The sequence below is a fragment of the Janthinobacterium aestuarii genome, assembly GCF_046113285.1.
Lineage (GTDB): Bacteria > Pseudomonadota > Gammaproteobacteria > Burkholderiales > Burkholderiaceae_D > Janthinobacterium.
Map to the genome: position 1 here is coordinate 3886916 of NZ_CP142524.1, position 24758 is coordinate 3911673.

27 protein-coding genes are annotated in these 24758 nt (G+C 65.8%); 16 read left to right on the forward strand and 11 right to left on the reverse strand.

Annotated features, from left to right (window positions below; all coding sequences use genetic code 11):
* Window positions 1-11: 11 nt before the first annotated feature.
* A complete protein-coding gene (locus OX462_RS17330) occupies window positions 12-713 on the forward strand; it encodes an ABC transporter ATP-binding protein (protein ID WP_121669114.1) in 702 nt (233 codons plus the stop codon).
* Between the two features lie 39 nt (window positions 714-752).
* On the opposite strand, the gene OX462_RS17335 is transcribed toward OX462_RS17330, so the two are convergent.
* Window positions 753-1736, reverse strand: coding sequence for an HDOD domain-containing protein (locus OX462_RS17335; RefSeq protein WP_409026648.1), 984 nt, complete (start codon window positions 1734-1736; stop codon window positions 753-755).
* Between the two features lie 163 nt (window positions 1737-1899).
* Between OX462_RS17335 and OX462_RS17340 the strand changes: the two genes are divergently transcribed.
* Window positions 1900-2484, forward strand: a complete 585-nt coding sequence (locus tag OX462_RS17340) for a DinB family protein (RefSeq protein WP_070218219.1) — start codon at window positions 1900-1902, stop codon at window positions 2482-2484.
* A 1-nt stretch (window position 2485) separates the two neighbouring features.
* Here OX462_RS17340 and OX462_RS17345 read toward each other — a convergent pair whose 3' ends face one another.
* Window positions 2486-2878, reverse strand: a complete 393-nt coding sequence (locus OX462_RS17345) for a VOC family protein (RefSeq protein WP_070311463.1) — start codon at window positions 2876-2878, stop codon at window positions 2486-2488.
* A gap of 83 nt (window positions 2879-2961) precedes the next feature.
* Between OX462_RS17345 and OX462_RS17350 the strand changes: the two genes are divergently transcribed.
* The 7 genes from OX462_RS17350 (at window position 2962) to fghA (ending at window position 8450) form a co-directional block, all read left to right on the forward strand.
* Window positions 2962-3504: a GNAT family N-acetyltransferase gene (locus OX462_RS17350; RefSeq protein WP_121669113.1), complete on the forward strand. Its 543-nt coding sequence runs from the start codon at window positions 2962-2964 to the stop codon at window positions 3502-3504.
* Window positions 3505-3583: 79 nt separating this feature from the next.
* Window positions 3584-5158 (forward strand): oleate hydratase, encoded by a 1575-nt coding sequence (locus OX462_RS17355; RefSeq protein ID WP_070218222.1) that lies wholly within the window; start codon window positions 3584-3586, stop codon window positions 5156-5158.
* A gap of 125 nt (window positions 5159-5283) precedes the next feature.
* Window positions 5284-5535 (forward strand): hypothetical protein, encoded by a 252-nt coding sequence (locus OX462_RS17360; RefSeq protein ID WP_070218223.1) that lies wholly within the window; start codon window positions 5284-5286, stop codon window positions 5533-5535.
* Window positions 5532-5777 (forward strand): hypothetical protein, encoded by a 246-nt coding sequence (locus OX462_RS17365; RefSeq protein WP_070289693.1) that lies wholly within the window; start codon window positions 5532-5534, stop codon window positions 5775-5777. Before OX462_RS17360 ends, OX462_RS17365 begins: the two co-directional genes overlap by 4 nt.
* Before the next feature lie 163 nt (window positions 5778-5940).
* A complete protein-coding gene (gene lepB / locus OX462_RS17370) occupies window positions 5941-6612 on the forward strand; it encodes a signal peptidase I (RefSeq protein ID WP_070289694.1) in 672 nt (223 codons plus the stop codon).
* Between the two features lie 48 nt (window positions 6613-6660).
* Window positions 6661-7524 (forward strand): NAD-dependent protein deacetylase, encoded by an 864-nt coding sequence (locus tag OX462_RS17375; RefSeq protein ID WP_409026649.1) that lies wholly within the window; start codon window positions 6661-6663, stop codon window positions 7522-7524.
* 56 nt (window positions 7525-7580) lie between these two features.
* Window positions 7581-8450, forward strand: coding sequence for an S-formylglutathione hydrolase (gene fghA / locus OX462_RS17380; protein WP_409026650.1), 870 nt, complete (start codon window positions 7581-7583; stop codon window positions 8448-8450).
* 56 nt (window positions 8451-8506) lie between these two features.
* On the opposite strand, the gene OX462_RS17385 is transcribed toward fghA, so the two are convergent.
* The 4 genes from OX462_RS17385 to OX462_RS17400 form a co-directional block, all read right to left on the reverse strand.
* Window positions 8507-9172, reverse strand: a complete 666-nt coding sequence (locus OX462_RS17385; protein ID WP_070218228.1) for a dienelactone hydrolase family protein — start codon at window positions 9170-9172, stop codon at window positions 8507-8509.
* 161 nt (window positions 9173-9333) lie between these two features.
* Complete coding sequence (locus tag OX462_RS17390; RefSeq protein WP_409026651.1) at window positions 9334-11652, reverse strand: xanthine dehydrogenase family protein molybdopterin-binding subunit; 2319 nt, start codon at window positions 11650-11652, stop codon at window positions 9334-9336.
* Window positions 11645-12112 (reverse strand): (2Fe-2S)-binding protein, encoded by a 468-nt coding sequence (locus OX462_RS17395; RefSeq protein ID WP_070218230.1) that lies wholly within the window; start codon window positions 12110-12112, stop codon window positions 11645-11647. The genes OX462_RS17390 and OX462_RS17395 overlap by 8 nt, the downstream gene beginning before the upstream one ends.
* A gap of 24 nt (window positions 12113-12136) precedes the next feature.
* The gene (locus tag OX462_RS17400; RefSeq protein WP_409026652.1) at window positions 12137-13435 is read right to left on the reverse strand and encodes a c-type cytochrome; all 1299 of its coding nucleotides are present in this window, start codon (window positions 13433-13435) and stop codon (window positions 12137-12139) included.
* 194 nt (window positions 13436-13629) lie between these two features.
* Here OX462_RS17400 and OX462_RS17405 point away from each other — a divergent pair, with 194 nt between their 5' ends.
* The 7 genes from OX462_RS17405 (at window position 13630) to OX462_RS17435 (ending at window position 19678) form a co-directional block, all read left to right on the forward strand.
* Window positions 13630-15282, forward strand: a complete 1653-nt coding sequence (locus OX462_RS17405; protein WP_070218232.1) for a Na+/H+ antiporter — start codon at window positions 13630-13632, stop codon at window positions 15280-15282.
* Window positions 15283-15475: 193 nt separating this feature from the next.
* The gene (locus OX462_RS17410) at window positions 15476-16057 is read left to right on the forward strand and encodes a regulatory sequestration protein YfiR (RefSeq protein ID WP_409026653.1); all 582 of its coding nucleotides are present in this window, start codon (window positions 15476-15478) and stop codon (window positions 16055-16057) included.
* 8 nt (window positions 16058-16065) lie between these two features.
* A complete protein-coding gene (locus tag OX462_RS17415; protein ID WP_409026654.1) occupies window positions 16066-17325 on the forward strand; it encodes a diguanylate cyclase DgcN/YfiN in 1260 nt (419 codons plus the stop codon).
* A 16-nt stretch (window positions 17326-17341) separates the two neighbouring features.
* Complete coding sequence (locus OX462_RS17420) at window positions 17342-17845, forward strand: outer membrane lipoprotein YfiB (protein WP_409026655.1); 504 nt, start codon at window positions 17342-17344, stop codon at window positions 17843-17845.
* A gap of 2 nt (window positions 17846-17847) precedes the next feature.
* Window positions 17848-18348 (forward strand): gluconokinase, encoded by a 501-nt coding sequence (locus OX462_RS17425; protein ID WP_409026656.1) that lies wholly within the window; start codon window positions 17848-17850, stop codon window positions 18346-18348.
* A gap of 71 nt (window positions 18349-18419) precedes the next feature.
* Window positions 18420-18737, forward strand: coding sequence for a DUF3144 domain-containing protein (locus OX462_RS17430; protein ID WP_034782889.1), 318 nt, complete (start codon window positions 18420-18422; stop codon window positions 18735-18737).
* Window positions 18737-19678 (forward strand): acyl-CoA desaturase, encoded by a 942-nt coding sequence (locus OX462_RS17435; RefSeq protein ID WP_409026657.1) that lies wholly within the window; start codon window positions 18737-18739, stop codon window positions 19676-19678. Before OX462_RS17430 ends, OX462_RS17435 begins: the two co-directional genes overlap by 1 nt.
* Here OX462_RS17435 and OX462_RS17440 read toward each other — a convergent pair.
* The 5 genes from OX462_RS17440 to OX462_RS17460 form a co-directional block, all read right to left on the reverse strand.
* Window positions 19651-20193, reverse strand: coding sequence for a gamma carbonic anhydrase family protein (locus OX462_RS17440; protein WP_409026658.1), 543 nt, complete (start codon window positions 20191-20193; stop codon window positions 19651-19653). The genes OX462_RS17435 and OX462_RS17440 overlap by 28 nt on opposite strands.
* A 32-nt stretch (window positions 20194-20225) precedes the next feature.
* Window positions 20226-20957, reverse strand: a complete 732-nt coding sequence (locus OX462_RS17445) for a CPBP family intramembrane glutamic endopeptidase (protein WP_409026659.1) — start codon at window positions 20955-20957, stop codon at window positions 20226-20228.
* An 85-nt stretch (window positions 20958-21042) separates the two neighbouring features.
* Complete coding sequence (locus tag OX462_RS17450) at window positions 21043-22221, reverse strand: benzoate/H(+) symporter BenE family transporter (protein ID WP_409028756.1); 1179 nt, start codon at window positions 22219-22221, stop codon at window positions 21043-21045.
* Between the two features lie 122 nt (window positions 22222-22343).
* Window positions 22344-23819 carry a MocR-like pyridoxine biosynthesis transcription factor PdxR gene (locus tag OX462_RS17455; RefSeq protein WP_409026660.1) on the reverse strand — a complete coding sequence of 492 codons (1476 nt, stop codon included), beginning with the start codon at window positions 23817-23819 and terminating at the stop codon, window positions 22344-22346.
* Window positions 23816-24751, reverse strand: a complete 936-nt coding sequence (locus tag OX462_RS17460; RefSeq protein WP_409026661.1) for a hypothetical protein — start codon at window positions 24749-24751, stop codon at window positions 23816-23818. Before OX462_RS17460 ends, OX462_RS17455 begins: the two co-directional genes overlap by 4 nt.
* Window positions 24752-24758: the final 7 nt, after the last annotated feature.

Sequence of the window (24758 nt, forward strand, 5' to 3'; positions counted from 1 at the left end):
TGCCTGAAACGATGCTTGAAATTAGTAATCTGCGCGCCGGCTATGGCGCCATCAATGTGCTGTGGGATGTGTCGCTCTCGATCCAGAAGGGCAAGCTGACCACCATCATCGGCCCGAACGGGGCCGGCAAGACGACCCTGCTGCGCGCCATCATGGGTTTGCTGCCCGTGGGCGCGGGCAGCATCGCGCTCGACGGCACACCCATCAACGGCACGCCCACCTGGAAGATGAGCGACGCACGCGTGACGATGATCCCCGAGGGGCGCATGACGTTTCGCGACATGAGCGTGGAAGAAAACCTGATCATGGGCGCGTTTCCCAAGGAGCACCGCAGCCACATGCCGGCGCGCCTGGCCGAAGCCTACGCCATGTTCCCGCGCCTGCACGAGAGGCGCCGCCAGCTGGCCGGCTCGCTCTCCGGCGGCGAGGCGCAGATGCTGGCGATGGCGCGGGGATTGATGTCGGATCCGTCGTTATTGATCATCGACGAGCCGTCGCTGGGCCTGGCGCCGCTGGTGGTCAACGAGCTGTTCGAGATCCTCGCGCGCCTGAACGACGGCAAGCGCACCATCATTTTAGTGGAGCAGAACACGGCGCGCGCCGTCGGCGTGGCCGATCACGTCTACCTGATGCAAAGCGGTAAGGTGGCGCTGTCGCAGGCGGCGGTTGATGTCGACCTCGAGCATCTGCATGCGCTGTATTTTGCGCGCTGAGCGGCATGGCCGCCGCCGAGGTTGAGCGGCCTGCGGCCATCACTCCTCGTCGTCGTCCTCGTCGTCGGCCAGCTTGTCAAACACCTGCAGCTCGGCCTTGCTCAGTCCCGTCATCACGAAGGGATCATCGGCAGGAAAGCGGCCGGTATCGACCAGCATGCGCAGCTTGCTCAAGCGCTCGCCCAGCGCCAGCGCCAGCGCCTGCGGATCGGCATCGGCTTGCCCCACCTGAGCGATCGCGCGGGTGACGGACACGGGAAACTCCCATAATTCCGCGATCCGTACCGACAAGATGCGCGCTTGCGCAAACACCTGGGCAATGAAGGCGTCCGATTGCGGAAAGGCATCGGGCGCATGCATCTGGTCGATCAGCCGGAAGGCCACCACCAGGCCGACATTGGCCATCAGTCCCGCCAGATACGCGTCGAAGGCGTTGGCCTGCATGGCCGGCGCGACCAGGTTGGCCGCCAGTGCACATTTCTCGGACTGGCGCCAGATCAGCGGCGCCGTGCGTATGGTCAGGCCGCCGCTTTGCATGCTGACGATGGGACGGAAGGCGACGCGGGCGAGCAGCATGCGCATGCCGTTTTGCCCGAGCAGCATGATGGCGCCTTCCATGTTGTTGATCGACGGGCTGGCGTTGTAGCGCGAATGGTAGCGGGGCCGGTTCGCTTCGCGGTAGACCTCGGCGACCAGCAGTACGTCCTGGGCCAGCTGGGCCGACAGCTTGGCCGCGCTCATGTTTTCATCTTGCAAGGTACGCATCAACTGGGGAATGATGGCCGGAATGCGCGGTATCAGCGCAGCGCCAGCGACCGGTTCACGGACCAGGCGCGCCAATTCGTCCAGAATCTGCTGTTCCGCCGGCGCCTGCGCCGAACCGGCGGCCGCCAGCCAGCGGTAGTAAATGGCATCGATTTCGGTGATGGTGGCCGGCTGCCGTGCCGCCTCGGGCGCCGCCGCTGCCGTGAGGTGCGCAGCCTTGTCGCCGCCGCCGCTCAGTAATTTTCCTATCCAACCCATTTTATTCTTCCAGCCCTATGTGCATCACTATCGCGAAATCCGCCCCGCGATTTTACTTGATGACAGCGGCGCCGGTGCGGCGGGCGTGAGCGCTTTGTCCACCTGCCGCAACATGCTAAAGTAGCATGACATGCCCCCTGTCCTGCCTAACAAGCGATCCATCATGAACAATCCACTTGCGCACTACATCACCAGCCAGGCGTACAACAACGCCTGGGCCAACCACCGCCTGCTGAAAGCTTGCGGGCAGCTGACCCGGGCCGAGTTCCAGGCCACGCGCGTCAGTTTTTTTCCCACCATCCAGTTCACCTTGAACCACATCCTCACATGCGACTGGTTTTATCTCGACGCGCTCGAGCGCGAGCTGCGCGGCGAAGCGCCCCATGCCGACTGCTACGTCTTTTTTGCACAGGATGAACCGTTCACCGATTGCGCGGCCCTGCACGCGGCGCAGCGCGCATCGGACCTGCGCCTGATCGCCCATTGCCGCAGTCTGTGCGACCTTGACCTGGCGCGGCCCGTGACGATCTTGCGCGACACGCCGCAAGTCGACACGCGCCAACGCCTGCTGGCGCATGTGTTCCAGCACCAGATCCACCACCGGGGGCAAGTGCACGCCATGCTGGCCGGCACGCGCATCGCGCCGCCGCAGCTCGACGAATTCTATTGCGCCGGCGAAGCGGACGAGCGGGCGCAGGATTTCCTGGAACTGGGCTGGACGGAAGACGAGGTGTGGGCAGAACGCTGAGTTACTCCTCGCCGTGACAGCAGACGCACAGCTTGTTGCCGTCGAGGTCGCGGAAGTAGGCGCCATAGTAATTATCGTGGTAATGGGGGCGCAAGCCAGGCGGCCCCTCGCACACGGCCCCCAGCGCCAGCACGGCCTGGTGGCAGCGGTCCACCTGCGCGCGGCTGGACGCCAGCAAGGCCGTCATCTGGCCGTTGCCGGACGTAGCCGGCAAGCCGTCGTGCGGCGCCGTCAGCACGAACAGGGGACGCGGCGCCTGCCGCGCCATCCAGCCCGCCCAGGGCTTGGCCGGATCATGAAATTTTTCGATCAGGTCGAGTTCTCCCAGCAAGGCCGTATAGAAGGCGTAGGCGCGGGGAAAGTCGTTGGTGCCGAGGCAGAGATGGGACAGCATGCTGCTCCTTCATGGTTAGAAACGGGTGTGCGGCGGAATGCGCCAGCTGATTATAATGGCGCATCTCTTTCGGACCAGATCCCATGCCAGACATCGACCGCCTCCAATTGTCCCCTCCGACCAGCGCCGACCTCTCCGCCTTGCTCGCCTTCGAACTGGAAAACCGCGCCTATTTTGAATCCTGGGTCACGGCCCGGGCGCCGTCCTACTATAGCCAGGAAGCCATCGCCGCCGCCATCGAGCAGGCGCAGCGCGAGCGCGAGCAGGACCGCGCCTACCAGTATCTGGCCAGGCTGGACGGACAAATCATCGGCAGGGTCAACCTGACGGCCGTCACGCGCCCGTATTTCAACAAGGCAGCGCTCGGTTACCGCATCGGCGAACGATTCGGCGGACGCGGCTACGCCACGCGCGTCGTGGCCCTGCTGCTGGAAGAAGCGTTCGGTCCACTGGAACTGTGGCGCCTGGAAGCGACGGCGCGGCCGCAAAACCTGGGCTCGGTCGCGGTCATGCAGCGCAACGGCTTTCACCAGTATGGGCGCTCGGAAAAAGCCATGCATTTCCAGGGCGCCTGGTCGGACTTGCTGTATTTTGAACGGCGCAACGAGCACGCCGGCATGGAATAAAACCGAGCAGTTGCTCTATTGTGAGGCCGCTTCTGCCCTGATGTTATAAAATAGGCAAATATCACATTCAGGGAACAATATGCACAATACAGATAAAAAAGCCTACCTCGTCGGCGGCGGCATCGGCTCGCTGGCCGCGGCCGCCTTCATGATACGCGACGGCGGCATGCAAGGCAGCAACATCACCATCTTCGAAGCGGCGCCCGTGACGGGCGGCAGCCTCGATGGCGGCGGCAATGCCGAGGATGGCTACACCTTGCGCGGCGGGCGCATGCTGACCACCGACAATTACGAATGCACGTGGGACTTGTTCAAGAGCATCCCCTCGCTCGAGCATGCGGGCCAGAGCGTCTACGACGAAACCATCGCCTTCAACGAACGGCATATTCCCCACTCGCGCGCGCGCCTCGTCGACCGCAACCGTTTCAAGGTCGACGTCAGCAGCATGGGCTTTTCCATGCAGGACAGGCTGGAACTGCTGAAGCTGACGGAAGCCGATGAAGACGTTCTGGGCAGCAGCGCCATCACGGACTGGCTCTCGCCCGCATTTTTCGACACCAAGTTCTGGACCATGTGGGCCACCACGTTCGCCTTCCAGCCCTGGCACAGCGCCGTCGAGTTCAAGCGCTATCTGCACCGTTTCATGATGGAATTTTCGCGCATCGAGACGCTGGCCGGCGTCAAGCGCACCGTCTACAACCAGTACGATTCGCTGGTGCGCCCGCTGGTCGCGTGGCTGCAGGAGCAAGGCGTGAACGTCATCATGGATTGCGCGGTAACCGATATCGAAGTGCAGGAATCCGAAGGCCGCCTGAGCGCCACCGCCATTGCCTGCCAGCGCCGCGGCATGGCCGACGTGATTCCTGTCGCTGCCGGCGACCTGGTCTTTTTTCAGAATGCCTCGATGACGGATGCATCGAGCTATGGCAGCATGCACAGCGCGCCGGCCAAGCGCACGAAGAACGACAGCCACGGCTGGCGCCTGTGGGAAAAGCTGGCCGAGGGCCGCCCGCAACTGGGTCGCCCCGCCGCCTTCAACAGCAGCATTCCCGAATCGTACTGGGCCTCGTACACGGTCACCCTGAAAGACAGCGCCTTCTTCGACAGGATGGAACAATTCACGGGCAACAGCGCGGGCACGGGCGGCCTCGTCACCTTCAAGGACAGCAACTGGTTCATGTCCATCGTGCTGGCGCACCAGCCGCATTTCGCGGGCCAGCCCGAGGGCGTGCAAGTGTTCTGGGGCTATGCGCTGCACCCCGACCGCATCGGCAACTTCGTCGCCAAGCCCATGTCCGACTGCAGCGGCGAGGAAATCCTGCGCGAGCTGTGCGGCCATCTGAATTTCGACCTCGACATGATGGCCACGGCCAACTGCATTCCCTGCCGCATGCCCTACATCACCAGCATGTTCATGCCCCGCGCAAAAAGCGACCGCCCGCTGCCCGTGCCGGCCGGCTCCGTCAACCTGGCCTTCGTGAGCCAGTTCGTGGAAATCGCCGACGATGTCGTGTTTACCGTGGAATACTCGGTGCGCGCGGCGCAGACGGCCGTCTACCAGCTGCTCGGCGTGCAGCGCGACGTGCCGGCCATCCACGCGCACGACAAGTCGCTGAAGGTCAAGCTCGATGCCGTCATCAAGGCCTTCACATAAGCCATTTTCCCGCGCCAACGTCGTTTTCATCCTATCGGGCGCGCCTTTGTGACAGCGCAAAGCACGGCGATATCGGACTGATAACGTCAAGGTCCGGGAATCTTCCCTACCTTGCCAAGTCCAACATGAAACTGCGGCTACGCCTGTTCGAACATGTGCTGCTGGTGCTGGCCTTGGCCCTCGTCATCTTTGCCGCCGCCATCGTGCTGGCACGCATGACGCAATGGGCGGAAGCGCAGGAATTGCCCGCCTACCTGATACAGGGCATGCACCTGGTGGGCAAGGTGCTGTTTTTCCTGGACGGTTGCATCGTCATCGCCGTCAGCAGCATCCTGGCCGCCCGGCTGTTCCGCATGCTCACCAAGGAGGATGTATGAAGCACCTTCATTACCTGTTCACGCTCCGGCATCCGCGCCGTTTCTGGTGCAGCGCCCTTGTCATCGCCGTGGCCTCGGCCATCGTGCTGGGTCCCTGGCTCGACAGCATTCCATGGCTGGTGGCGATCCCCCTCGTGGCCGGCGGCCTGCTGGTGGCGCTGGGCGAACTGTGGGATGAAATGCATGGCAAGCGCCTGCCGAACGGCAACGACGACACGCAAGCGCCGTGCCGCCATCCCTGATGGCTGACACGGTGATGCGTGCACGCAACAGCGGTCACGCCATCGGCCCCGCATGCGCTGGATTTAAGACTGGCTTCAGCCTCGCCGTGCATCGTGCATAGGACGCCAGCAGCAATGGCGCCTCCCTACACCATCACGGGCACAGCCCAGCGAAAGAGCCGACATGAGCACATGGATGCGCGCCAACAAAGGTTTTTTGATGTTTCTCCTGCTGTTCGGCGTGTTCCGCACGGCCGTGGCGGACTGGAATCCCATCCCGTCGGCGTCCATGCGCCCCAATCTGCTCGAGGGCGACGTGGTCTTCGTCAACCGCCTCGCCTTCAACCTGAAAGTGCCGCTCACCGACATCGTGCTGCAGCGCCTCGGTGAACCGCAGCGGGGCGACATCGTTACGTTTTCCTCGCCGAAAGACGGCACGCGATTGATCAAGCGCATCATCGCCCTGCCCGGCGACACGGTGGAAATGCGCAATGAGCAGCTGGTCATCAATGGCCAGCCGGCCCAGTACACGGCGCTCGACACGGCGCCCGAAACCATCGCCCACGTGGGCCAGCTGACGGCGCAGCGCATCAGCGAGCGCAACGCGACGGAGCAGCACCGCATCCAGGTCTTGCCGCAAATCGCAGGGGCGGCGCGCAGCTTTGCTCCCGTGACGGTGCCGCCCGACCATTTCCTCATGCTGGGCGATAACCGCGACAACAGCGCCGACTCGCGCTATTTCGGCTTCGTGCCCCGCGCATTGCTGATCGGCAAGGCCGAGCGCATCCTCGTCTCGGCCAATATCGAGGAGCATTGGCAGCCACGGCTGCAACGTTTCGGCATGAAACTGGAGTAAACCTCGCCCTCGCAACGGCGCCGCGCTTTTCGGTTAGCATGGCGCATCATGCACAACTTTCCTTCATCCAGCCAGCAGCCCGCCAGCGCGCACCACGCCCTCGAGCAGCTGGCGCAGTTCCTGCAGCGCCATCCCGACGTGCTGCTGCTGACGGGCGCCGGCATCAGCACGGCGTCCGGCATACCCGCTTACCGCGACACGGAAGGCGTGCGGCGCGGCAATGCCCCCGTACAAGGCCCCGATTTTCGCCGCCAGGAAGCCGTGCGCCGCCGCTACTGGGCGCGCAGCATGGTGGGCTGGCCGACCCTGGCGCGCGCCACGCCGAATCCCGGTCACCTGGCCATCGCGCAACTGGCGCAGCGCCAGTGCATCGGCGGCCTCGTCACGCAAAACGTGGATGGCCTGCATCAGCAGGCAGGCAGCGCCGCCGTCACGGAGTTGCACGGCAGCATACATGGCGTGATCTGCCTCGATTGCAGGACCCGCCATACGCGCCGCCTGATCCAGGATCAGCTCGAACGCGACAATCCCCGGATGCTGGGCGCCACGGCCACGCCGGCGCCCGACGGCGACGCCTTGCTGGAACCGTCCCAGCTGGCCACCTTCCACGTGCCGGTGTGCCCCCGCTGCGGCGGCACCCTGCAGCCCGACGTGGTATTTTTCGGCGATGGCGTACCCGCCGCCTGCGCGGCCGAAGCCGAAAGCAAGATGCACGCGGCCAGCGCCCTGCTGGTGGTGGGCTCGTCCGTCATGGTGTATTCGAGCTTTCGCCTGTGCCGCATGGCGGCCGAGACGGGCAAGCCCGTGGCCGCCATCAACATGGGCAAGACGCGCGCCGACCATTTGCTGGCATTCAAGACCGATGCCCCGGCACAAGACATCTTGCCTGCATTAGCGGCCATGCTGGGCTGATCCCGTGCCGGCCCCGCGCCGCTCTGGCTATACTGTGCAATTAACGAGGAGAATTCATGCTGGAACTGTTGAGTGAACACGCCTGTTTTGGCGGCGTACAACGCTTTTATCGCCACGACGCGCAAGCCATCGGCTTGCCCATGCGTTTCTCGGCCTTCATTCCCGACATGGCGCCGGGCAGCGCCGTCAGCACCAAACGCCCCGCCCTGTTTTACCTGGCGGGCCTGACCTGCACGGAAGAAACGTTCATGATCAAGGGCGGCGCGCAGCGCGTGGCGGCCGAGGAAGGCCTGATCCTGATCGCCCCCGACACCAGCCCCCGTGGCGCGAATATCGCGGGCGAGACGGATGCCTGGGATTTCGGCGCGGGCGCCGGCTTTTACGTGGACGCCACCGAGGCGCCCTGGAGCCGCCACTACCGCATGTACAGCTACATCCTGGAATTGCGCGCCTTGCTGGAACAGGAACTGGCGATCGATGCGCAACGCACGGGCATTTTCGGCCACTCGATGGGCGGCCACGGCGCGCTGGTGCTGGCCCTGCGCAAGCCGGACCTGTTCCGCTCCGTCTCCGCCTTCGCCCCCATCGCCGCGCCCAGCCAATGTCCGTGGGGCAAGAAAGCGTTTACGGGCTACCTGGGCGGCGACGCGGCCAGCTGGCAGCAGTACGACGCCAGCGCGCTGATGCGCGGCCTGCAGGGCCGGCCGACACTGTTCCCCGAAGGCATCTTGATCGACCAGGGCCTGGCCGACAAATTCCTGCCCGAGCAACTGTACCCCGAGGTGTTCGAAGCGGCGTGCCGCGACGCCGGCCAGCCCTTGCGGCTGCGCCGCCATGCCGGCTACGACCACGGCTATTACTTCATCGCCAGCTTCATGGAAGAGCACGTGCGCTTCCATGCGCGGAATCTGCGCGCCCTTGGCTGAAGCACTTGCCTGACGCCCTTGCCTGATGCACTTGCCTGACGCACTTGCCGATTGAATTACTGCGCCGTGCTGGTATGCCCGTTGAAATGGCGCGTGTACCAGTCCGTGGCCAGCAGGGCCGCCTGGTGGCGCGTGTCGGGGCCGCCAGGCGCGGCGATCTGTTCCAGCTGCTTGTCGCAGCGCAAGGTGGCAAACGCCATGCGGTTCAGGCCGGCCACGTCGGGGTCGCGCCCGCCCACGATCAGCAGCGATGGCACGCGCACGTTTTCCAGCGCCGCCTTGCCCGCCATTTCCACCTGGCCATCGCACACGGCCAGCGCGGCGATCTCCGCGCTGCGCCAGGCCGCCAGCTGCATCACGACGGCGGCGCTGGTGCCATAGCCATACAGGCCGCAGGGCAAGCGTCGGGTGGACGGGTCGATTTGCAGCCAGCTCAGGGCTTTTTCCAGCTGGCGCGCCAGCAGCACGATATCGCTGCGCACGAAGTAGGCGTGGCCATTGCTGCCGCCGCCAGGCTCGATACCGCCCTGATCGAAGCGCAAGGTGGCGATGCCCGCTCGCAAAAAATCCTGGGAAGTGGCGTGACTGGAGGCGCCCAGATAGTCGCTATCGGCGCCCGCGCCGTGGGCAAACAGGACGATGCCCACGGGCCGCTCGGGCATTTCAAGCACGCCGTCCATTTGAAGTTCATCGGCCGTGATGCTGACAAATTGTTCTTGCATGGCTGCCTCCGCTATCGAGCTGAAATCAAGCTGCTATTGCACAGATTTTGCGCTGATCTTGCCGGAACGGGCACCGCCTGCGCGCCCTGAGCGGCAAGCCTCAGTGTACCAGCCTGCGTCCGTTCGCGCGCGGCGCACGTCAAATTCGCCCTGCGCCCGCATCAGACGGCGCCGTACCGGTCCAGTCCCTTCAGCACGGCTTCCGGGCGGATCGGCAAATGCCGCACGCGCGAGGCTACGGCGGCGAAGATGGCGTTGCCGATCGCGGGCGCCACGGCCGTCGTGGGCGGCTCGCCCATGCCCGTTGACGTTGCCGTGCTGGCCACGAATTCGATGTCGAGCTCGGGCACGTCGGCCATGCGCAACGGCGTGTAAGTGTTCAGGTTGGTATCCTTCACTTCGCCATTGAGAAAAGCCGTGCCTTCATGCAAGGCCATGCTCACGCCCCACAAAGCGCCCCCTTCCGCCTGCGCCAGCGCGCCATCGGGATCGACGATGCTGCCCGCGTCGATCACCATGAACAGCTTTTCGACTTTCACCATGCAAGTGCTGCGGTCCACTTTCACCCGGGCAACGCAGGCCGTCCAGGTGGGCATGTCGCGTTCCTGGCCGAACGTGGCGGCGATGCCCAGGCCCGTGTCGGGCGGCATGGCCGTGCCCCAGCCCGCCTTGTCGGCCACCCGCCGCAGCACGTGGGCCAGGCGCGCGGCGCCGCCGACGGCATTCGGCGCGCTGCCCGCATTGCGCCCCGTCGCCTGCAGCAAGGACAAACGAAACGCCAGCGGGTCGACCTTGGCCGCCTGCGCCGCCTCGTCCATGAAACTTTCCACTGCCCAATTCGTCCAGCCCGGCCCCACGGAGCGCAGCCAGCCGGGGCGGAAACTGCTGTTGGCCAGGTCGTTCGACACGGCCCGCACGCGCTGCGCGCCCACCGCATACCAGTGGTCGGCGCCGGCGATGGCGAACGGGTCGTACGGATGGCCCTGCTTATCCTTGGCCAGCAAGGCGGGGATCAGCGCTTGCGTGGGCCAGCCCGCGCTGGCCTCATGCACCATCGCCGACACCTTGCCGGCCTCGTCGAACGCCATGCGCACATGCTGCACGGACGGCGAACGGGGCGAATCGAAACGGGCATCGTCGGACCGCGTGCAGATCATCTTGACGGGGCGCCCCACGGCTTGCGCCGCCAGCGCGGCCGGCACGCAATAATCGCCGTTCAGGCGCCGACCGAAGCCGCCGCCGAGCAAATAGGTATGCAGCATGACCTTGCTCTCCGGCACCTTCAACGCCTGCGCCAGCACGGGCAGGATCAACGATTGCCATTGATTGCCCGCATGGATATGCCAGACGCCGTCGACTTCCTGGGCCAGCGCATTCACGGGCTCCAGCTGGAAATGCAGCACGGTGCTGGTCGTGTAGTGGCGTTCCAGTTGCAGGCTGGCATCCTTGAACGCTTGCTCCACGCCATCATCGTCGACAACGCGCGCGCCCAGGCCCGCGTCGGCCAGCTGCTTGCCCGCATAGCTGACGATGTCCTGCTCCGACACGTGGGCGGCCGCGCCGGCCCGCCATTTCACCTGCACCAGGTCGGCCGCGCGCATGGCGGCCGCATATGTTTCGGCCACCACCATGACCCAGCCGGGCACCGTGCCGCTGGGGTCCTGCAGCGCCACGCTGCGCAGATAGCCGTTCACTTTCTTTGCCGCCGAGTCGTCGATGGAGACCACCCTGGCACCGTAGCGCGTGGGCGGGATCTTCGGACGCGCATACAGCATGCCCTCCACCTGCGCATCGATGCCGTACACGGCCGTGCCATTGATTTTCGCGGGGATATCGAGCGCCTGCACCTGCTGGCCGATCAGCCTGCGCTGCTGCGGCGTTTTCAGCACGATGGCTTTCAGTTGCTCGGGCGTGTACTGGCGCGCCAGCTTGCCACGGCGCACGATGTCGCCATAGCTGATCGAGCGTCCCCGGCCATGCACGACGCCCAGCCGGGCGTGGCAGGCGGACACGGGCACGCGCAGCAGGCGCGCGCCCTCCTCGACCAGCGCGAGGCGCCCGGCCGCGCCGGCTCGGCTGAGCGGATCGAAGTTCTGCCAGACAGACCAGCTGCCGCCCGTCACCATCAAGCCCCATTTCGGGTCCGTGTCCACGTAATGCAGGCGTACCTTGCTCCAGTCCGCTTCCAGTTCTTCGGCAACGATGCGCGCCAGGGCCGTGCCGATGTGCTGGCCCATTTCCGCCTTGGCGATATTGACGGTGACGATGCCGTCCCGGCCGATCTGGAACCAGATGCTGGGATCGAACTCGGGCGCGGTGGACTTTGTCGGCGGCGCGGGCGCCGCCTTGCCGGCGGCCGATGAGCTGTCCGCGCGCAGGAAGGCCAGGGTAAACCCCGTGCCGGCGGCGGCGATCAGGAAGCCGCGCCGGCCCGGCGAAGGAGCACGGGCCCCTGAATTTTCTTTCGGCAACTTAAACACCGGGCGCCTCCTGCATGCCGGCCGCCAGCTTGATCGCCTTGCGGATGCGCACATACGCCATGCAGCGGCACAGGTTGCCGCTCATGACGGCATCGATATTCGCATCGGTCGGCTGCGGATAGTCCTTCAACAAGGTAGCCGCCTGCATGATCTGGCCCGACTGGCAATAGCCGCACTGGGGCGCCTGCGTGGCAAGCCACGCCCGCTGCAGCGGATGCGTGCCGTCCGGCGAGAGGCCTTCGATGGTAGTGATGGCGCAACCGGCCACGGCGGCAATCGGCGTGATGCACGAGCGCATGGCGCGCCCATCGACGTGCACGGTGCAGGCGCCGCACATGCCGATGCCGCAGCCAAACTTGGTGCCTTTCAAATGGGCTTCGTCGCGCAGCACCCACAGCAGCGGTGTTTCGGCATCGGCCTCGGTGCCGAAGGGCTGGCCATTGACGGTAATGTTATACATAAATATTTAAGACACTTTCAAGTATCACTTGCCGGCGCGTGCGCGTGCCACGGCCGCTTCCAGGTTCGTCCAGGCCGGCTGGTGGCTGCGGCTGCGGCGCAGATAGGCGGCCAGGTTGGCCACGTCGTTGTCCGTCAGCGAGGCGGCAAAGCCCGGCATCAGCACGCCGGACATGGCCTCGTCCTTGCCGATGCCATGCAATATCACCTGGATCAGGTTGGCGGGATCGGGCGCGCTGACGGCGCTGTTCAGGCTCAGTTCCGGGCGCAAGGCCGCGGGTTTTCCATCGCTGTTCGAATGGCACGCGGCGCAGGCGGCCACGTACAGGCTGGCGCCACGGTCGTTGTCGACCAGGCTGACGCGCTGCGAGCGTTCGATGCCGGCTTTCACCACGGCATCCGCATCCACCTTGCGCTGCTCGGCCCCGGCCACGCCGGCAAAATACACGGACAAGGCACGGATATCGCTGTCGGGCGACGCGCCCATGCCTTCGTGCACGACGGCCGACATGGGACCTGCCGCCACGCCGTGCAAGGCCGTCGCCCCCGTGCGCAAAAAGGCGTACAGCTCGTCCTGCGTCCACGGCAAGGGCGCCGTGTTGGCGCTGGTCAAGGCCGGCGCATACCAGTGGTCGATGGCAGCGCCCAGATAGGCCGAACCGGCAAGCTCGGCACCCAGCGCATTGCGCGGCGTGTGACAGGCGGCGCAATGGGCCAGACCCTCGGCCAGATAGCGGCCCCTGTTCCAGTCCAGCCCTTGCGCGGGATCCAGTCGATAGCTGGCCGGCTTGAAAAACAGCAGCTTCCAGCCAGCCTGTAGCGGCCGCAAGTTCAGGGGGAACGGCACGCTGTTGGCGGGCGCGGCCGCATACACGGGCGGGCGCGTCATGAAATACGCGTACAGGGCCGTCAGGTCGGCGTCCGAGACCAGGTTGAAATGGGTGTACGGAAAGACGGGATACAAATGCGCGCCATCGCGGCCCACGCCTTCGCGCATGGCGCGCTGGAAGGCGGCCAGCGACCAGCGGCCGATCCCCGTCTGCCTGTCGGGCGTGATATTCGTCGCATAGATCGTGCCGAACGGCGTGGCCAGGCCGTGGCCGCCCGCGTACTCGGCGCCGCCCCTGGCCGTATGGCAGGCGGCGCAATTGCCCATGCCGGCCAGGATGCGGCCCCGCTCCACCACTTGCGGGGAAAAAGCCGTGGCGGCGGGCGGATCGATGGGCGCCAGCGCGGGGCGCCAGTAATACAGGTAGGCGGCCAGCGCCGCGACGATGAGCAATGCCAGCGACAGCAGCAGGCCGGTGAGGATTTTCTTGAGCAAAACAGGAACCAATGAAAAGTAAAGGCCAGGGTAAAAGCAAGGCGCACGGACCGCCAGCCAATGGCGGCCGCAACAAGGCCACGGTGACAATCTTACCGCGATTGTGACTTGTTGTATGTACGCAATGACACGGAGGTCGTGCCGCAGGCGGGCTGCGCCTTATAATCAGCGTTTCAGCACGCCGCCGCTTCTTCATGCATACCGTTACCATCATCCTCATCCTCGTGTTGACCGTCGTCCTGTGCGGCTTTCTCGCCCGCTCGCGCTGGGTCAAGCTGCCGCTGCCGCTGATCCAGATCGCCGGCGGTACGGGATTGGCCCTGTTTGGCGTGCAAGTGCCGCTCGATCCCGACATCTTCTTCCTGCTCTTCATTCCGCCGCTGCTGTTTCTCGATGGCTGGCGCATTCCCAAGGGCGCCTTCTTTTCCGACGCGCGCTCGATCCTGATGCTAGCCATCGGCCTGGTGCTGTTTACCGTGCTGGGCATGGGTTTCTTTATCGACTGGCTGATCCCCAGCGTGCCGCTGGCCGTCGCCTTCGCGTTGGGCGCCATCCTCTCGCCGACGGACCCCGTGGCCGTCTCGGCCATCGCGGCCGGCAATCCCATCCCGCCGCGCCTGATGCACATCCTCGAAGGCGAATCCTTGCTCAATGACGCTTCGGGCCTGGTCTGCTTCACGTTTGCCGTGGGCGCCATGATGACGGGCGGCTTTTCCATCGGCGCCGCCTCGCTGAGTTTCCTGCAGGAAGCGGGCGGCGGCATCGTCATCGGCCTGGGCATCTCCTGGGGCGTGGGCCTGGCGAATAAATGGCTGGTGAGCAAGGTTGGCGAAGAGCCTGGCCTGCAAATCCTGATCAGCATCCTGATCCCGTTCGCCGCCTACCTGGGCGCCGAGCAAATCCACGGCTCCGGCATCCTGGCCGCCGCCACGGCGGGCGTGTCCATGCATTATGCCGACCTGATCGGCCGTCCGCTGGCCGCCACGCGCACCCAGCGCAAGGCCGTCTGGGATACCGTGCAACTGGTCTTGAATGGCGTGATCTTCGTCATGCTGGGCGCGCAACTGCCCGCCACCGTGGCCGGCTTGCCGGCCGCATCGGCCGAAATCGGCGCCGGCAGCGCCTGGAAACTGCCGCTGTTCGTCATCGCCATCACGGTGGGGCTGACCTTCATGCGCTTCCTCTGGGTCTTCATCTCGATGAAACTGACCCTGTTCAAGCACCACAAGAAGGTGGCGGGCGAGCCGAAGGACGCGGCGCTGCTGGCGCGCCCCAGCCTGCGATTGCTGCTGGTGGCGTCGTTCGCGGGCGTGCGCGGCGCGCTGACCCTGGCCGGCATACTGACCCTGCCCTTGTTCCTGCCCGACGGCACGCGCTTTCCCGCGCGCGACCTCGTCATCTTCCTGGCTATGGGCGTGATTTTGCTGTCGCTGCTGCTGGCCAGCGTCACCCTGCCCCTGCTGACCAAGGGCCTCGTATTCGCGCCGCCCGCGCGCCGTTCGACGGAAGAGCGCAATGCCCGCGCCGCCGCCGCTGAAGCGGCCATCGCGCGGCTGGAAAAAGTGTGCGAAGGCATCGACAAGAATGACAAGCAGCAAGTCGTCACGGAGGCGGCCAACCGCCTGATCGAAGCCTACCGGCGCCGCCTCGCCTATGGCGAAAGCAGCAACGACGAGGCGATGCGCTTGCAGGAACTGGCCAAGGCCGAACGGGCGCTGCGCCTGGAAGCGCTCAATGCCGAGCGCGACGAGCTGTTCCGCCGCCGCATCTCGGGCGAACTGGACGACACCATCCATTTGCGCCTGCTGCGCGAAATCGACTTGCTGGAAGCGACACTGGAAGAATAGCAACACTTTAGCGCGCCACGGCAGTGTTGATAAGTAATTCTCATGGTAAAGAATGCAAGTTTTCACATTCGTGTTTATAATGCAAGGTTTATGGCGTCATGCCGTGATTTACTTTCAACACGGACTTCCGTACAGTCTGTGTTGCTGAGTAACTATTTGAATAGCCACCGACCTGCATAAAGACACCGACGCCGTGCCCTCCTCCCTCCGCCACCGGCAGCGCTCCGCGCCGTCCGTCCTGCCCGCTGTCGTGCTGCTGGCCGCGCTGCTCGCCTGCGCTGCGCTGGCGCCGTGCGCGGCGTGGGCGCAAGCGGGCGCGGCGGCCGACGCCAGGCGTCCGGCCGAAGTGGCCCAGGTCCTGTTTGGCATCATCAGCTATGTGCGCTGGCCCGTGGCGCGCCAGGAAGTGCGCGTGTGCATGCTCGGTACGCCCCACTACGGCGCGGCCATCGTCGACACGCCAGCCTCCAGCCTGGGCCAGCGCATCCGCGTGAAAATCCCCGCGCTGGCAAGCGCTGCCAGCGAATGCGACGTCGTCTACCTGGGCAGCCTGCCCGAGGGCGAACGCGAGCATCTGCTGACGCAGATCATCGGCAAGCCGATTTTATCGGTCGCCGAACCGGGCACGGCCTGCACCGTGGGCACCATGTTCTGCCTGCGTCTGGCCGAGGGGCAGATCGGCTTTGACGTAAACCTCGACGCCATCGCCCGCAGCGGCCTGCGCGTGCATCCGAACGCCTTGCAAATTGCACGTCGCAAGGGACCGCCGCCATGAGCGCCCGCATGAGCAACAAGCCTGCCCGCAAGCCCCGCCCCACGCTCGACAGCGTGCTGCGGCGCGCCCACCTGAGCGTGTCGCTGATCGCCGTGCTGGCGGCCGGCCTGACCCTGACGGCCGTGGCACTGCTGGCCCTGCGCGTGTATTCGGACCAGAACCTGCGCCTGGTGGCCCGTTCGATGAGCTACACGGTGGAAGGGGCCGTCGTCTTTGGCGACTCCCTGGCCGCCAGGGAAGCGCTGGCCCTGATCGGCGTCAATGAAGATATCGACCAGGCGCAGGTGAGCGACCAGGCCGGCAAGGTGCTGGCCCGCTGGGAACGGGGCGAGCACGGCACGCGCTACTACATCGAACGCGCGCTGACGGGCTGGATGCTGCCCGATTCGCTGACCTTCCCCATCACGCGCAACGAACAGGCGATCGGCAGCATCAGACTGGTACCGCACAGCCGCAGCCTGCTGCCCTTCCTGCTCAGCGGCCTGACCTGCCTGCTCGCTTGCCTGGTGCTGAGCCTGGTCGTCGCCGTGCGCCTGTCGCGCAGCATGGAAACGGAGATCACGTCGCCGCTGCGCCACCTGGCGGAAACGGCCCACCGCGTGCGGCGCGACCGCTCGTTCGAACTGCGCGTGCCGCCCGCCAATATTGCCGAGCTGAACCAGATCAATGACGACTTCAACGCCCTGCTCGACGAACTGGAAGCGTGGCAAAGCCACCTGCAGAAGGAACACGCTTCGCTGTCGCACCGCGCCAACCACGACAGCCTGACGGGCCTGTCGAACCGCGCCTTCATGGAAGCGGAACTGGAACGCGCCATCCTCGAAGCGCGGGTCGGCAATGGCAAGGTGGCCGTGCTGTTCCTCGACAGCGACCGGTTCAAGTACATCAACGACACCTTCGGCCATGCCTCGGGCGACCGCGTACTGGTGACGATCGCCGCCCGCATCAAGCAGCAATTGCGCGAGGGCGACCTGGTGGCGCGCCTGGGCGGCGACGAATTCGCCATCGTGCTCAAGCCGCTGCGCAACAGCAGCGACGCCATGCACATCGCCGACAACATCATCGCCGCCATGGCGCAAGCCATTGAACTGCCCACCGGCAACAGCATCGTCAGCTCGCTGACGATCGGCGTGGCCGTCTTCCCCGATCACGCCATCGACGCCATCTCGCTGGTCGGCGCGGCCGACGAAGCCATGTACCGCGCGAAGCAGGCGCAGCGCGGCACGCGCCAGGTGGCGCGCCTGCCGCAACCCCAAATTCACCCCTGAACCAAGGAGCAACACCATGCAATTCATCTACAAGCAATTACGCCGCGGCTTACTCGGCCTGTTCATGCTGGGCCTGCTGGCCGCCTGCCAAAGCACGCCCGAGAACAAGCCGCTGTTCAGCCCCGAGCAAGTCGCCACCCTGAAAGAGCAAGGCTTCAACCAGACCGACGAAGGCTGGGAACTGAGCTTTACCGACAAGCTGCTGTTCGAATTCGACGCCGCCAAGCTGACGCCGCCGAGCCGCATGGCCATCCAGAAAATCAGCGCCGCCCTGCTGAAAGTGGGCATCACACACATGCGCGTGGAAGGCCATACGGACAACGAAGGCACGGAAGCGTACAACAACAAGCTGTCGCTGGCGCGCGCCAACGTGGTGGCCGACGCCATGAGCGCATCGGGCATTCCACGCGATAACATCAGCGTCAAGGGCCTGGGCATGAGCAAACCCGTGGCCTCGAATGCCAGCAAGACGGGCAAGGCGGAAAACCGCCGCGTCACCGTCATCGTCTCGGCCCCTTGACCATGGGCGTGCCCGCCGTGCGCTGGGTCGTGATGGGTGTGTCCGGCTGCGGCAAGAGCGCCGTCGGCAGCCTGCTGGCCGAGGCCTTGCACGTGCCCTACGTGGAAGGCGACGACGTGCATTCTCCGGAAAACGTGGCCAAGATGGCCGCCGGCATCGCGCTCGACGATGCCGACCGGGCCGGCTGGCTGGCCGCCCTGCGCGACCGGATCGCCACGGCCCGCGCGCAAGGCAGCGGCCTCGTCGTCTCCTGCTCGGCCCTGAAGCGCGCCTACCGCGACGTGCTGCGCGAAGGCGACCCGGCCCTGCGCTTCGCCCACCTGGACGGCCCGCGCGCCGTGCTGGAAAACCGCTTGCAGCGCCCCGGCCATTTCATGCCGGCCAGCCTGCTCGACAGCCAGCTGGCCACCCTGCAGCCGCTGCTGCCGGACGAAGCCGGCATGGTGCTCGACATCCGCCAGCCGCTGGCCGTGCTGGTCGCACAGATCCTGCAAGCGCCCTGACAGGCAGCCGCGCGGCTGGACAGCCCGCGCCCCCCTGTGTAGACTGGCGCGCACTTTCATGAGGGATTTCTATGAGCACACCAACGACAAAACCAGCACCGGGCCCGGAATTCTGGGAACGCGCCGACCAGGTCATCGCCCTGGCCAATGAACAATGCATGCACAGCGGCGGCAATGAAGTGGCCACCTCGCTGCTGTACGCGGCCGCCCGCTTCAACGCCTTCCTCGTCGCCAGCAAGAGCAACGACGTGGCCAAGATGCAGGAAGAGAAGGAAGGCGCCGTGGCCTTCTTCACGGAACAGTACAAGCGCATGCTGACCGACAACTTCAACGACTACATCACCAACTTCGACAAGTACACGCAACCGTCGTCGGCCCCCAAGGGCTGATGTCCGCAGCCAGCCTGGACGGCCACCGCGCCCGCGCCACCCATGCCGGCAGCGTCCTCGACGGCACGGTGCGTTACGCGCCGCTGCAATCGCTGTGGCTGCTAGCCATGCTGGCCGGCGCCGTGACGGGCGCCCTGCTCTTCTTCAGCTGGATGGGCCTGCTGCTGTTTGCGGCCGGCACGGCCGTCGTCCTGCTGTTCGGCCACTCGCTGGGCAGCCACCGCAAGCTGATCCACGACAGCTTTGCATGCCCGCCATGGCTGGAATATGTACTCGTCTACCTGGGCGTGCTGGTGGGCCTCAGCGGCCCGCTGGGCCTGCTGCGCCAGCACGAGCTGCGCGACTATGCGCAGCGCCTGCCCGCTTGCCATCCCTATCTGCGCCACGGCGCCGGCTTCTGGCGCGATGCATGGTGGCAATTATTCTGCCGCCTCGATCTCGACCACCCGCCCCACATCGCCATCGAGCCGCGCATCGCGCTCGACCGCTTTTACCGTTTCCTGGAAAGAACCTGGATGCTGCAGCAATTGCCATGGGCCGTGCTGTTCTATGCCTGGGGCGGCTGGGGCTTCGTCTGCTGGGGCGTCTGCGCGCGGGTCAGCGCCGGCGTGCTCGGTCACTGGCTGATCGGCTACTTCGCCCACAACCATGGGCAGATGCACTTCGAGGTCCATGGCGCCGCCGTACAAGGCAGGAATATCCGCCTGACGTCGCTGCTGACCATGGGCGAATGCTGGCACAACAACCATCATGCGTATCCAGGCTCGGCCAGGCTGGGCCTGCTGCCGGGCGAATGGGACCCGGGCTGGTGGATGCTGCTGCTCTTGCGGCGCCTGGGCCTCGTGTCAGGCCTGCGCCTGCCGCACGACCTGGCGCCGCGGCCGGAACTGCGCCGCCTTGATGGCGCTGGCGGTCAGGCGTCGTCGCCGCCGGCCAGATAATTGTTCTTGACGCGCACATAATGCTCGGCCGAATAGCGCAGGTAGGCGATCTCCGCCTCGGTCAGTGCGCGCACCTTGGCGGCGGGCCGGCCCACGTACAGATGGCCGCTTTCCAGCACCTTGCCCGGCGATACCAGGCTGCCCGCGCCCAGCATCACGTGCTTTTCCACCACGACGTCATCCATGACGATGCTGCCCATGCCGATCAGGCATTCGTCGCCAATCGTGCAGCCGTGCAAGATCACGGAATGGCCGATGGTCACGTAGTTACCGATGGTCAAGGGCGAGCCATCGGGCTTGGCCGCATTCCTGTGCGACACATGGCCCATGGAAAAGTCCTGGATATTGCTGCCCTCGCCGATGACGATGCGGTTGACGTCGCCGCGCAGCACGCTGTTGCACCAGATGGAACAGTCGTCGCCGATCCGCACGTCGCCAATCACTTGCGCCGTGTCATGCAGGTAGACTCTTTCGCCCAGCACGGGACGGGTATTCAGGTAGGAACTGACAGGCATCGCTTTCTCGCTTTTCATTAATTAGTAGACATTCACACCCAGCCGGCCGCCAGCGCAAAAATCGCCAGGCCATGGGCCAGCGATGCGCCCAACAAGCCGGCACGGCAATATACCAGCCCCGCCACCACGCCTTCGATCACGGTGAACACGAGGATGGGCGCGCCCACCTGCGTGACGGTGGTGGCGAGAAAGGCGTGGCACAGGCCGAACAGCATGCCCGACACCAGCACCGCGCGCCAGGCGGGCAGCCAGGCGCGCAATTGCTGCTGCAGCAAGCCGCGGAACAGCAATTCCTCATAACAGTTGGCCGCCAGCGCAAAACCCAGCAGCAAGGGCAGCGTGGATGACGCGACGGGCGGCAAGGACGGCAAGCCGAACAGCGCTTTCAAGCCCGCCGCCAGCGCAACGATCACGCACGCGCCCGCCACGCCGAGCAGCACGGACAGGGCTGGCCGCATGCCCAGCCAGCGGATCTGGCCGCGCGCCTCGCTTTCCAGCCAACACGTGCTTGCCACCAGCCCCAGCGACATGGCGCCCAGCGCCAGCAAGACCGGCGGCGGCGCCGTGAAGCGCAAGCCGCCCGCCGCCACTTGCCAGTAGCCGTGCGCCGTCATCGCGTCGCGCGCCAGCACGAAAAACAGGATATGCACGAGCACGCGCAGCAGCGGTACCGTCCGGGGAATAGCCAGCAGCATGGCGGCGCAGACGAGGAAGGCAGGCGTGATCGCCAGCAGATACTGCGCCAGGGAAGTCAGGTCGTCCATCGCTCACATCGGAGAAAGTACGGTGCCAACGGGCACGGGCGCAGCAATTGTATGCGCCGCCTGGCAACATGGGCAACCTGTCTTGCTATGCCGCCTTGCGCCAGCCATGCATCAGCCCATGCGCAGCCAGCCCCGCCGCCAGTCCCCACAGGGCGCCGCCCACGCCCAGCAGGGTCACGTTCGCGGCCGTGGCCAGGAAAGTAATCAGGGCCGTTTCGCGCATGCGCGCGTCCGCCATCGCCTGCGCCAGGCTGTTGCCGATGGCGCCCAGCAGGGCCAGGCCCGCCAGCGCCGTGATGAAGGGGCGCGGCAAGACCATGAACAGGCTGGCCAGGGTCACGCCAAAGATGCCCACGAGGATGTACAGCACGCCGCACACCAGGCCCGCCACATAGCGCTTCGACGGGTCCGCATGGGCATCCTTGCCCGTGCAGATGGCGGCCGTGATGGCGGCCACATTGAAGGCGTGCGCGCCGAACGGCGCCATGAGCAGCGAACCGAGGCCCGTCACCGTCAAAATCGGATTGGCGCTGACGGCGTAGCCGTCATTGCGCAGCACCAGCATGCCGGGCATGTATTGCCCCGTCAGCGTAATCAGGAACAGGGGCAGCGCCACGCCCAGCAGCGACGCCACGGAAAAGCGCGGCATCTCGAACACGGGTGCGGCCAGGGCCAGTTCGATGCCTTGCGCATCGATGCGCCCCTGCGCCAGCAGCAGGGCCAGACCGATCAGCATGATGCCCACCACGGCAAAACGTGCCGTAAAACGACGCAGCACGGCGTACGACAGCAGCAATACGACGACCAGCACGGGATCGGCGCTGGCGCCGCCAAACGCGTTGACGCCAAACTGCAGCAGGATGCCGGCCAGCAAACCGGCGGCGATGCCGCCAGGAATCAGCCGCACCAGGCGCTCGAAGGCGCCGGACATGCCCAGCACAATGAAGGCGATGGCGGAAATGATATACGCGCCGATCACCTCGGCATACGGCGTATGCGGCATGACGGTGGCCAGGAAAGCCACGCCGGGCGTGGACCAGGCCGTGATGATGGGAGCGCGGTAGCGGTAGCTGAGCCAGATGCCCGTCACGCCCACGCCGATGCTCAGCGACCAGACCCAGGACGCCGTCTGCGCAGCGCTCAGCTGGGCCAGCTGGGCCGCCTGGAACACCAGCACGAAGGTGCCGCCATAGTTGACGAGGACGGAGATGAAGGCCGCCATGGCGGGGGACGCCAGGTCGCGCCAGCGCGCCCGGTCGGCCATCGCGGCGGTGGTGGTGGTTGCTGTCATGTGTATGCCCCTGCCATTGAAAGGGAGCATCTTAATGGTCGCATGGACTGCTCAGGCAGGCCAATTTCTTCACATACGGCAGACCACTTGCGCGCTCACCCCAGCGCGCGGGCCAGGCGGACGATGCCGCTGTCGATCTCGTGCGGCGTGAGCGCCGCAAAGCCCAGCAGCCAGCCACCGCGTTCCGGCGGCGTCGCGTACAAGCGGCTCAGGCCCGGCAGCACGATGCCCGCCTGCGCCGCCAGGCGCAGCGTGTCCAGCTCGTCCCTGCCCTCGTGCAGCAGACATGGCATCTGCAAGCCGCCCGGCGGCAGCTGCGCCGTGACGACGTGCGGCAAATGCCGCTGCACGGCCTGCGCCATCGCATCGCGGCGCACGGCGTAGACCTTGCGCATGGCGCGCACATGGGCCGCGAAATGGCCATCGGCGATGAAACGGGCCAGTGTCAGCTGGTCCAGCTGCGGCGTATGGCCATCGAGAATGCTGCGCGCATACGTCATCGGTTTCACCAGCGCGGGCGGCAGCACCATGTAGCCGATGCGCAGACCGGGATACAGCGACTTGGCGAAGGTGCCCAGGTAAATCGTGCGCTGCTGCGTATCGAGCCCCTGCACGCAGGCCGTCGGCAAGCCCGCGTAGTGAAACTGGCTGTCGTAATCGTCTTCGATGATCCAGCCCTGACGCTCGGCGGCCCAGGCGGTCAGGGCCAGGCGGCGCTCGAGCGCCAGGGTGGCGCCCGTCGGGTATTGATGCGACGGCGTGACGTAAATCGTGCTGGCTCCGCTGCGGTCCGCGCGCAGGTGGTCGATGGACAGGCCATGCGCATCGACGGGCACGGGCACGATCTGCAATTGCGCCATCTCGAAGGCCTTGCGCGCGCCGAAATAGCCGGGATCTTCCATCAGGATGGGACCATGCGCGTCGGCCAGCACCTGCGCGCACAGGTACAGGGCCTGGCGCGTGCTGCTCAGCACCAGCACCTGATCGGCCGTGGCCCGCGCGCCCCGCTCCAGGTTCACATAGTCGGCGATGGCCTGGCGCAGCGGCTCCGCGCCTTGCGGGTCGCCGTGCAGCAGCATGCCCGCATGGTGTTCGCCGGCCGCCTGGCGCCGCAAGCGCTCCCACACGTCGAGCGGAAAGGCCCGCGTTTCCGGCAAGCCCGTGGCAAACGCCTTCACGCTTTGCTGGTCGGCCACGCCGCCGCTGGCGAGTATCTGCGCGCCGCGCGCGCTGAGCGCCACCGGCTGCGCGGACAAGGACGGCAACGTCGTCGCAGGCTTGCCCAGCAAGCTCGCGCCTATCGTCGGCGAGACGAAACTGCCCGATCCCGCCTGGCGCCGCAGATAGCCATCGAGGCGCAGCTGCGCATACGCCATTTCCACCGTGTCGCGCGACACGCCCAGCGATTGCGCCAGCGTGCGCGTGGCCGGCAGGCGCACGCCGGGCGCCAGCACGCCGTCGAGTATCAGCTGGCGCAGCGCGCGCTGCACGCGCACGCGCAGGTCGAGCGCCGCCAGTCCGGGAGCGGCGATGCGGATTTTCAGGGTGTCGAGTTCGAACTGCGGCGTCATATGGCCTTGGCGCGCGCCGCATCCACGGCCGCCATGCTGCTGGCCAGCGAAAAGCCGTGCTGCTGCAGCACCGCCACCAGCTGTTCGCCGGCGCAGCCCAGGCGCAGGTTTTCCGCCACCCAGTCCTGCCATTCGCGGCTGATGTCCGGCATCGGTTCATCGTCCAAGGTGAGACCGAGTATGCAGCTTGCCAGCAAGCCGTTGATGCGCTTCGTGTCGATCAGGTGCTGCACCACCGCGTGGCCCGAGTGGGGAAACGGATGCAGGGTGCAGCGGCCAAACGCGGCCAGGCGCTGCGCATGCATGGCGTCGAGGTTGACCGATTCGCTGGCACTGCCTCCCGCGTTGGCCGCGTCAGGCCGCGTGCCGAACAGCAGGTGCATCCGCGTATATTCGGTGGCCCTGGCGCGGCACAGGGCCGCCAGGTCGTAATAGCCGGAGGCTGGCGGGTCTTGCGCCAGCGATTCCATCACGGGCAGCCAGCGCAGTTCGTGGTACAAACGCGCCTGCTGCACGTCGAGAAAAGACAGCGGCCCGAAGGCGACGATTTGCTGCGCCTCGAGCAGCAAGCCATACATGACGGCCGCGTAACCGCCCATGGACTGGCCGACGGTGGTGACGGTACTTGGCGCGATGCGGCGCACGAGATCGCGCAAGGCTTGCGCCGTTTCATCGACATGATTGCCCAGCCCCGCGATGCGGCGGTGGTACCAGGCGTTGCCCGAATCGCGCACGAGGATCTTGTTCAGATGCTGGCCGCTGGCCTGCTCGAGCTTTCTCAGGCGCCCGTAAAAATCGAAGGCGGGACGCGTGGTCCACGAGACGAAGCCGAAGGCGATGACCAGCGGCGCGCCGGGCACGATGCGGTCGACCAGCACGTCGTCGCCAGTGGTGGCGACCAGTCGGTTATCCAGCGCTTGCGCTTCCAGCATCGGCCCG